Source organism: Kitasatospora sp. MY 5-36 (assembly GCF_001182915.1).
Classification (GTDB): domain Bacteria; phylum Actinomycetota; class Actinomycetes; order Streptomycetales; family Streptomycetaceae; genus Kitasatospora.
On record NZ_LFVW01000440.1, the window covers coordinates 1 to 9,868 of the forward strand.

At 72.9% G+C, this 9,868-nt stretch carries 6 protein-coding genes; 4 read left to right on the forward strand and 2 right to left on the reverse strand.

Annotated features, from left to right (window positions below; genetic code table 11):
- The coding region (locus AE652_RS25975; RefSeq protein ID WP_049655670.1) for a LacI family DNA-binding transcriptional regulator at positions 1 to 1,027 on the forward strand (1,027 nt) is incomplete at its 5' end.
- Positions 1,028 to 1,249: 222 nt separating this feature from the next.
- Positions 1,250 to 4,651, forward strand: a complete 3,402-nt coding sequence (locus tag AE652_RS25980) for an SdrD B-like domain-containing protein (protein WP_049655672.1) — start codon at positions 1,250 to 1,252, stop codon at positions 4,649 to 4,651.
- A gap of 98 nt (positions 4,652 to 4,749) precedes the next feature.
- Here the strand turns inward: AE652_RS25980 and AE652_RS25985 are convergent, their stop codons facing one another.
- Positions 4,750 to 5,958: an MFS transporter gene (locus AE652_RS25985; protein ID WP_049655675.1), complete on the reverse strand. Its 1,209-nt coding sequence runs from the start codon at positions 5,956 to 5,958 to the stop codon at positions 4,750 to 4,752.
- A gap of 486 nt (positions 5,959 to 6,444) precedes the next feature.
- On the opposite strand from AE652_RS25985, the gene AE652_RS25990 reads away from it, so the two are divergent.
- Positions 6,445 to 7,791, forward strand: coding sequence for a dicarboxylate/amino acid:cation symporter (locus tag AE652_RS25990; protein WP_049655677.1), 1,347 nt, complete (start codon positions 6,445 to 6,447; stop codon positions 7,789 to 7,791).
- 346 nt (positions 7,792 to 8,137) lie between these two features.
- On the opposite strand, the gene AE652_RS25995 is transcribed toward AE652_RS25990, so the two are convergent.
- Positions 8,138 to 8,341 (reverse strand): cold-shock protein, encoded by a 204-nt coding sequence (locus tag AE652_RS25995; RefSeq protein ID WP_045692393.1) that lies wholly within the window; start codon positions 8,339 to 8,341, stop codon positions 8,138 to 8,140.
- 498 nt (positions 8,342 to 8,839) lie between these two features.
- Between AE652_RS25995 and AE652_RS26000 the strand changes: the two genes are divergently transcribed.
- Positions 8,840 to 9,760 (forward strand): menaquinone biosynthetic enzyme MqnA/MqnD family protein, encoded by a 921-nt coding sequence (locus AE652_RS26000; RefSeq protein WP_049655679.1) that lies wholly within the window; start codon positions 8,840 to 8,842, stop codon positions 9,758 to 9,760.
- Positions 9,761 to 9,868 lie beyond the last annotated feature (108 nt).

Consider the following 9,868-nt stretch of genomic DNA (forward strand, 5'->3'; position numbering starts at 1 on the left):
CGGCACCTGGCCGGCCCCCGTCCGCCGGCCCACCGGCCGGGACGTGGCCCGGCTCGCCGGGGTCTCCCAGGCCACCGTCTCCCTGGTCTTCTCCGGCGCCGAGGCCGGCCGACGGGTCTCCGAGGCGACCCGGGAGCGGGTCCGGGAGGCCGCCCGCAGCCTCGGGTACCGCCCGCAGGCGGCCGGCCGGCAGCTGCGGCTCGGCCGCAGCGGGATGATCCTGCTGGCCGTGCCGAACCTCCAGGGCCCGTTCTTCGGCCGGGTGCTGGAAGGCGTCCACGAGGAGGCCGGCCGCAACGGCCTGGCCGTCGTGGTCAGCTCCGGCTGGGGCAGCGCCACCCTCGCCGAGGCCGCCACCGCGGGCCGCTTCGACGGCCTGCTGATCTGCTCCCCGGACGACAGCCAGCTCGGCGAGCTGCCCGCCGACACCCCCGCCGTCTTCCTGGACGCCGACCCCGGTACCGACCGGGCGCGTCCGACCGTCGAACTCGACGTGGCCGGCGGGATGCGCGCCGCGGTCGAGCACCTGGCCGCGCTCGGCCACCGCAGGATCGGCCGGCTGCGCTCCAGCCACTCCGCGTACACCTTCCGGGTCCGGCAGGCCGCCTTCGAGCAGGCCGTCCGTGAACTCGGCCTGGAGGTGGTGGAGTTGGGCGTGAGTCTGAACGACGGACATCGGGCCGCGCGGGCCGTCGCGGGCCGGCTGCTGGAGCGGGCGGACCGGCCGCGCGCGGTGCTCTGCGACGACGACGTGGTCGCCTCCGGGGTCTACCAGGCCGCCGCGGAGCTTGGGTTGCGGGTGCCGGAGGACCTGTCGGTGGTCGGCATGGACAACGTCGCGGTGGCCGCGCTGCTCGCCCCGCCGCTGACCACCGTCGACCTGCCGGGCGAGGAGCTGGGCCGGGCGGGCGCGGCCGCGCTGGCGGCCCTGCTGCGCGGGGAGCGGGTGGCGCCGGTCGCGCCGCTGGCGACCTCGCTGGTGCTGCGCGCCTCCACGGCGCCGGCCGGTTCGGCTTCGACGGTCTGATCACGGTCCGTCACCACTGGGTGGCGCCGCTCCGTCCGGATTGCCCCCGTATGGCCCTCAGCTGGCTCACAGAAGCCCCTCGGACGCGTTCAGAATTGCTCCAATCGGGTGAATAATCCTCATTTACTCTCGCGCCGTACCTCCATTCGGATTAACAGAGGGTGAGATTCCAGGATGCGGACGCTCCGATCAATACCCTCACCCTCGTCCAAGGCGGGCCGGATGGCCACCGCCCTGGGCCTCTTCGCGGGCACGCTGCTCACCGGCACCCTCACCGTCCCGACGGCCCAGGCGGCCGTCGGCTTCACCAAGACGGTGGACAAGCCGACGGCGGCGCCCGGCGAGAACGTCACCTACACCCTGCGCTACACCTGTTCCGTCACCGACTGCGCCAACGGCCGGATCACCGACACCCTCCCGGCCGGGATGGAGTTCGTCGGCTGGACCCCGGACGCGAGCACCGTCGACGTCGCGGGCTCGACCGTCCCGGCGGCCGGCACCGTCGGCGGCACCCTCGACATCAGGCTCCTCACCCTCACCCCGGGGACCACCGCGACCGTCAAGGTCGTCCTCAGGTTCCCCAACTTCACCACCCCCAACGGCACCAAGGCCGTCAACTCGGCCACCCTGACCGCCGACGGCGAGCCCGAGCAGTCCGGCTCCGCCACCACCGGCGCCGTCGTCCAGCCCGACTACAAGGTCACCAAGGGCGTCCAGACCAGCAGCCAGGACGGCCGCTCGGTCACCTACCAGTTCAGCGCCTGCTCCACCAGCGGCGTCCCCAACGTCGACCTGGACGCGAGCCGGCTGGTCGACACCCTGCCGCCCGGCGCCGTCGTCGACACCGGCCGCTCGCCCGGCTGGACCCAGGACCCGGGCAACCCCGACCGCTGGGTGTTCGACATCGGCGCCTTCCGGGCCGGCAACGGCCAGGCCGGCTGCCGCAACCCCGGCGTCCTGGTCGTCAACTACCCCGACCCGGCGTTCCCCAGCGGCACCACCTCCACCAACTCGGTGGTCCTGCAGGGCGACCCGCTCGGCCCCGAGGGCATGCGCGACCTGTCCGACGCCACCGCCGTGTCCCCGGTCTTCAAGCCGCCGACCACCGGCATCCAGGTCACCGCCTCCAAGGTCTGGCAGGACCAGGTGGTCTCCGGCGACATCGCCTCCTTCAGCCTCCACGCCGTCAACACCGCCGGCCCCGTCACCCGCCTGGTGATGACCGACCCGGGCGGCGGCACCACCACCGGCCTCTACAACTGGCTGATCCCCCAGTCCATCCAGCTGGAGGCCTGGAACCCCGCCACCATCGGCCTCACCCTCCAGTACCGGCTCGACGGCGACCCGACCTGGCGGACCTTCACCCCCGGCAAGCCGTTCGACGGTTCGGGCAGCCGCCGGATCACCTTCGCCGAAGGCGCCGGGAACCCGGCGAACGACGTGCTCGGCCTCCCGGCCGGCCGCCGGCTCGACGGGCTGCGCTTCGAGTGGAACGGCCCCGTCCCCACCGGCTGGAGCCCCGGCAACGCCGTCCAGGTGCTCTCCCAGGTGGTCACCCCCGGCCACGACGGCCGCACCGCCCCCGGCCCGCTGCACAACTGCGTGGACGTGACCGGCACCGACGCGGCCGGCGCCACCGCCTCGGCGAACGCCTGCGCCGACACCACCGTCTCCGCCGCCACCAACCTGGGCGCCGCCAAGACCACCGTCTCCGGCGAGGTCCTCGCCCCCGGCGGCATCGCGACCTTCCAGCTCACCCCGTACAACCGCACCGGCCGCACCCTGGGCACCCCGCTGGTGATGTACGACCTGCTGCCGCCCGGCCTCGTCTACCAGGACGGCAGCGCCCGGCGCGACCCCGGCTACCCGGAGTCCGTCGCCCCGAGCTCCGTCCAGGTGCTGCCCGGACCGGACGGCCGCCAGTTGCTCAAGCTGACCTGGCCGGCCGGCGCGCCCGACATGACCTACCTCGACGACCACCGGGCCTACCGCACCCTGATCGACGTCCAGGTGGCCGGCAGCGCCAGGCCCGGGACCCTCACCAACGACGCGTACGTCACCACCGAGGGCGCCGGGGAACCCGTCGCCTGCTCCTACTTCGGCACCGACAGCGGTGTCCCGGACACCCACGACCTCGACGGCGACGGCAACACCACCGAGACCATGTGCCACGCCTCCTCCCGGGTCGAGGTGCAGGTCCCGGCCGTGCTGCGCTCCTTCAAGGAGGTCAAGGGCGACCTCGACCAGGACTACGCCACCACCGGCACCACCACGCCCGGCGGCGGCCTCTCCTACCGGCTGACCGTCCGCAACGACTCGCCGGACCCGGTCACCGACTTCGTCGCGTACGACAAGCTGCCCACCCCCGGCGACTCCTACCTGCTGCGCCCGGACGTCCCGCGCGGCTCCGCTTGGACGCCCTCGCTCACCCGGCCGCTGACCTCCAGCGACCCGACCGTGGCGATCGAGTACACCACCTCGCCGAACCCCTGCCCGACCGGGCCGATCACCGTGCCCGGGCCGTGCGACGCGAACGCGAAGTGGAGCACCGACTTCCCCGGGCCGGGCAACACCACCTGGTTCAAGGTCAGCCGGCCGGGCACCCTGCCGTCCGGCGGACTGTTCACCCTGACCTGGCCGATGGTCGCCTCGGTGGACGCCGGCAACGCCGACTTCGCGTGGAACAGCTTCGCCTACACCGCCACCGACTCCACCGGCAGCCCGCTGCTGCCGGCCGAGCCCGCCAAGGTCGGCGTCGGCGTCCAGGCGCCCGCGCCGCCGGACAACGCGCTCGGCGACCACGTCTGGGCCGACCGCGACGGCAACGGCGTCCAGGACCCCGGCGAGAACGGGGTCCCCGGCGTCCGGGTCGAGCTGCTGGACGGGACCGGACAGCCGGTCCGGGACAAGCTGGGCAAGCCGGTCACCACGGTGACGGACGCGGACGGGAACTACCTGTTCGACAAGCTGCCGGACGGGGAGTACGCGGTGCGCTTCGACCTGACGACCGCTCCGGCGGGCGCCAGGGCCACCACGCGGCACGCGGGGAAGGACCCGGCGCGGGACTCGGACGCCGACCCGGCCACCGGGACCACCCAGACCGTACGGCTGTCGGGCGGGGCCCGGGACCTGAGCCTGGACCTGGGGCTGGTGCCGGCGGACGAGCCTACGCCTACGCCTACGCCTACTCCGACTGCGACCCCGACTGCGACCCCGACTTCGACGCCTACGTCGACTCCGACGGGTTCGCCGACGCCGACCTCGTCGCCGACTCCGACGAACTCGCCGTCCCCCACGGGTTCGCCGACGCCGACCGGTTCGCCCACGGGTACGCCCACGAGTACGCCGCCGGCACCGACGGACTCGACCTCGCCGTCGGACGGCCCCACCGGCGGTCCGTCGGACGGCCCCTCGAACGGCCCGTCGTCGAGCGAGCCCCCGAGCACGGGTGAGCCCGGCGCGCCGTCGCAGGATCCGCAGCGGCCGTCCCCGGACCGGGGCGGCGGCGAGCTGCCGCACACCGGTGGGCCCGGTCTGCTGCCGGCCGCTCTCGGTGCCGCCGCCCTGGGCCTCGGCGTGCTGTTCACGGTGGTCGCCCGGCGCCGTCGGGGCCGCCACAGCTGACCGCGCGTGGCTGATCACCCGTAGGTGAAGGACAGGAAGGACAAAGACCGCGCCCGCCGGCCAGACCACCGGCGGGCGCGGTCGTTCGTGGGGGCGGGTCAGCCCACCGGGACGGGCTGCTCGGCGGGGGTGGCCGGCGCCGGGTGGAACCAGCGCCGGGCACCGAACAGCAGCAGCCCGCCGAGCGCGATGCCACCCACCGCGCACAGGGCCACCGGGCGCAGCGAGTCCTCGGCGAGCTTGCCGGAGACGGCGTAGCCGAGCGAGTTGCCGGTGGCGAACAGCGTCACCAGCCAGGCGAAGGCCTCGGTGACGGTGCCGGTCGGCGCCAGTTCGGCGACCAGTACGAACGCCGCCGCCAGCAGCGGGGCCAGCATGATCCCGGAGAGGAAGGCCAGCGCGGCCATCGGGTACGGCCCGGGCAGGGCGATCAGCGGCAGGTAGGAGGCGGCCATCGCGAGGGCCATCATCCAGGTGCGGGTGGCCGTGGTCTGCCGCCAGCTGACGGCGCCGTAGGCGAGTGCGCCGAGCAGGCCGCCGAGCGCCGCCAGGGCGAGCAGGGTGCCTCCGCCGCCGGGCAGCGCGCCGACGTTCCGTTCGGCGTAGGCGATGAACAGCACGTTCTGCGCGCCGACGGCCCAGCCGGCCCCGGCCAGTCCGACCAGCAGCAGCACCAGCCCGGGGGAGCGCAGCGGTCCGAGCAGTCCGGCGGACTGTTCCCGGGCCGGGGCGCGCCAGGACCGGGCGGGTCCGGTGGTGGCCACGATCAGCGCGCCGGCCAGTCCGAGTCCGGCGGCCACCCAGAGCGCGGCGACCGGGCTGAACAGTCCGGAGATGGCGGCGACGGCCAGCGGGCCGGCCACGTAGAGGATCTGCTGGGAGGCGGAGTCGAAGGCGTACGCGGTGTCGAGCTGCTTCTCCTCGACCACGTCCGGCCAGAGCGAGCGCAGGCAGGGTTCCAGCGGGGGCATGGCGAGGCCGGCGATCGCGGCCCCGACCGGCGCGCCGATCGCGGAGCCGGGGGCGAGGGCGAGCAGCGCGTACCCGCCGCCGGCCACCACGGCGGAGGCGAGCAGGACGCGCGGCTGTCCGGTGCGGTCGATGATCCGGCCGAGCACCGGCCCGCCGACGGCGGCGGCGATCGCGTAGCAGGAGGTGGCCAGTCCGACCCGGCCGTACGCCACTCCGGCGTCGCGCAGCGCGAGGGCGATGACGAGGGCGGTCATGCCGGCGGGCAGGCGGCCGAGCAGGGTGCCGAACAGCAGGCGGGTGACGTGCGGGGCACGGAGCAGGGCGAGGTAGCCCATCGGCGTCCTCTCCGGGTGGGCAGGCAGGGTCGGGGACGCCGCCAAAGTTATACGTATAACCGCTCAGCGGTCAATCGGGCTATCGAGTCGATCTGATGGGGCGTCAGCTTCGTTCGTGTCCGGAGCGCGGGTTCGCGGCGGGGTTCGGGTGGGCAGGAACTCTCCGTGACCTCAAACAAGTACTTTGAACATCTCAAACCTTTGCTGCTAACGTATCGGCCATGACAGCCTCAGACGCACTGCGGATGCACGGCCCGGGCCCGCTGCCCGGCGCCGCCCGCCCGTGTGCTCTGACCGGTGCTGTGGACAGTCCGCGCCGTTGTCGCGCCATGGGCCGTTGCCGCGCCATGCGCTGTACCGCCCCGAGCTGTACCGCGGCGGCACGCCCCTGACCGGGGGCCGACCCCTTCGTCCGGCCCCGCGCCGTGCCGCCTGCTCCGCCCCCACCTCACCGTCAGCAACGCCCTCCCCCGGAGACGCTCCCCCATGTCCACAGCGCCCGAGGCGACCTCGTCGCCGTCCGTGCTCGCCCGCATCCGCAAGACGCCCTTCTGGGTGCAGATCGTCGCCGGCCTCGTGCTCGGCGTCGGCCTCGGCTACCTGGCCCGCGCCGCCGACATCTCCTGGCTGGCCACCACCCTGGAGACGATCGGCAAGATCTTCGTCCAGCTGCTCAAGGTCGCCGTCCCGCCGCTGGTGTTCACCGCGATCGTGGTGAGCGTCGCCAACCTGCGCAACGTCACCAACGCGGCCCGCCTGGCCACCCGCACGCTGCTCTGGTTCATGATCACCTCGCTGATCTCGGTCGGCATCGGCATCGGCCTGGGCCTGCTGACCAACCCGGGCGAGGGCACCAACCTGAAGACCGAGGGCCTCAAGGCGCTCGACTCCAAGGGCACCTGGATCGACTTCCTGACCGGGATCTTCCCGACCAACATCGTCGACTCGTTCGCCAAGGTGAACGTGCTCCAGATCGTCTTCCTGGCGGTCGTGGTCGGCGCGGCGATCATCAAGCTCGGCGCCAAGGCCGAGCCGGTCCTCAAGCTCAGCGAGTCCGTGCTGGAGCTGACCCAGACCGCCCTGTGGTGGGTCATCCGGCTCTCCCCGCTCGGCACCCTCGGCCTGATCGGCAAGTCCGTCGCCAAGTACGGCTGGGACCTGCTCAAGCCCTTCGCCACGCTGACCCTGGACATCTACCTCGGCTGCGCGCTGGTGCTGTTCGTCGTCTACTCGCTGGTGCTGCGCTTCGCCGCCGGGCTCAACCCGCTGCACTTCTTCAAGGGCGCCTGGCCCGCCATCCAGCTGGCCTTCGTCTCCCGCTCCTCGGTCGGCACCCTGCCGGTCACCCGCCGCGTCACCGAGCGCCTCGGCGTCCCGAGCGAGTACGCGTCCTTCTCCGTGCCGTTTGGCGCCACCACCAAGATGGACGGCTGCGCCTCGATCTACCCGGCCGTCGCCGCGATCTTCGTCGCCCAGGTCTTCAACATCGAGCTGGGCATCAAGGACTACATCCTGATCGCCTTCGTCTCGGTGGTCGGCTCGGCCGCCACCGCGGGCCTCACCGGCGCGATCATCATGCTGACGCTGACCCTGTCCACCCTGGGCCTGCCGCTGGAGGGCGTCGGCCTGCTGCTCGCCATCGACCCGATCCTGGACATGATGCGCACCGCGACCAACGTCGCCGGCCAGGTCGTCGTGCCGATCGTGGTCGCCGCCCGGGAGAAGATCCTGGACGTCGCCGCGTACAACAACCCGTCCGGGGACCTGTACGAGGAGGACGCCAAGCCGGCCGTCGTCGCCGCCCAGGGCGGAGCGGCCACGGCCGCGGCCTGAGGCTCGTTCGGCCTCCGGTCCGGCCGCTCAGCCGGGGGCCGAATGCCCGATCGGACGCCAGAGGGGACGTCCGATCGACCGGACGGAAAGGGCCCTCTCCCGGTGACGGGGGAGGGCCCTTTCCGCATTCCTTTTCTCCGCACCCGAACTTCCCGGCCCGAACCACCCGTTCGATGTTCGAGTGACGTTCGAGTGGAGTTCGGCCGGAAGGCGTTCGCAAAAAGGCAGGGGGCCCGCCGGACGGGCGGGCCCCCTTGGGTACTGCTCTTGTGCTCATGGTGGCGGCTGTCGGGAGCCGCCGGCGGACCCGTCGGGGTCCACGAGCGATCAGATCATCAGAGGATGGTCAGACAGCGGTGACGTTCTCCGCCTGCGGGCCCTTCGGGCCCTGGGTGACGTCGAAGGTGACCGCCTGGTTCTCCTCCAGCGAACGGAAGCCGTTCGCGTTGATGGCGGAGTAGTGGACGAAGACGTCCGGGCCGCCGCCCTCCTGGGCGATGAAGCCGAAGCCCTTCTCAGCGTTGAACCACTTGACGGTTCCCGTGGCCATGCCGTTCTCCTTGCGAGGCGTGTCGGGGGCCACACCGTGTGGCACCCGGTCCGCTGCGCTGATCGCCCTGCCTCCGGACGTGTCCGAAATTTTTCGATATTGCTGAAAAACTACAAAAAGCCTGCGGTTACATGCTCCGCAGGCTTCAAGTACTGCAAGGGGAATCAAACTGCAACTGAGGGCAACGCTAGCATGCGGCCGCTGTGACGACCAGAGGTCACTTACGGCATGGAAGGCGCGTGTCGTAGGGCGGTCCTGAGGCGCTCACAGGGGCCGGGCGCAAGGCTGTTGCGGGTGTTCGCCGGGTCGGTTGCCGGGCGGCCGTCGGCCGGTCGGGAGGGTGTGCGTCAGGCCGTGCGTCAGGCCGTTCGTCAGGGTGGGGGCGGGCGCGGAAAGGCCCGCCGGCGGCGCGTGAAGGCGTGTCGGGTGGCCGGTGCGAGCCAACGCCGACAGCAGGCATACGCTGCGGGGAGGCACGAACAGCAAGGGAGCGGCGCAGTGGCAGCACCGGAAGCACGAACACCGGACGCGCGGACGCGGGAGCCCCGGCAGGACACCCCGGTCAGGCCGCGGGTCGGCCACATCCAGTTCCTGAACTGCGTCCCCCTCTACTGGGGGCTCGCCAGGACCGGCAACCTGCTCGATCTGGATCTCACCAAGGACACCCCGGAGAAGCTGAGCGACCAGCTCGTCGACGGCGCCCTGGACATCGGCCCCATCACCTGCGTGGAGTACCTGCGCAACGCGGAGGACCTGCTCGTCCTGCCGGACATCGCGGTCGGCAGCGACGGCCCGGTGATGTCCTGCCTGATCGTGAGCAAGGTGCCGCTCGCCGACCTCGACGGCCGCCGGGTCGCCCTCGGCTCCACCAGCCGCACCTCCGTACGGCTCGCCCGGCTGCTCCTGGAGGAGCGCGAGGGCGTGCGCCCGGACTACTTCAGCTGCCCGCCGGACCTCGGCTCCATGCTCGCCGAGGCCGACGCCGCCGTCCTGATCGGCGACCCGGCCCTGCGCGCCTACCTCGGGCAGGCCGCCGACCTCGGGCTGACCGTCCACGACCTCGGCGAGATGTGGAAGGAGTGGACCGGACTGCCCTTCGTCTTCGCGGTCTGGGCGGTGCGGCGCGAGTTCGCCGAGCGCGCCCCGGAGATGACCGCCGCGGTGCACCGGGCCTTCCTGGAGTCCCGCGACCTGTCGCTGGTGGAGGCCACCAAGGTCGCCGAGCAGGCCGCCCGCTGGGAGACCATCGGGGCGGACGTGCTGGAGCGGTACTTCAGCGAGGCGCTCGACTTCTCGCTCGGCGAGCGGCAGCTGGCCGGGGTCACGGAGTTCGCCCGGCGGGTCGCGCACGACAGCGGGTTCGCCCCGGACGTCGCGGTGCGGTTGCTGGAGCCGGCGGCGCTGCCGCTGGGGTCGTAGGGCCCGTCCTCGCCCCCGCCCGCGGGGCGACGGGAGTGTGACGACGGCCCCGGGGGCGCGCGGTCCGGCTCCTGGCCCCGTTCCGGTCCGCGGGCCGGGCGGGGCCCG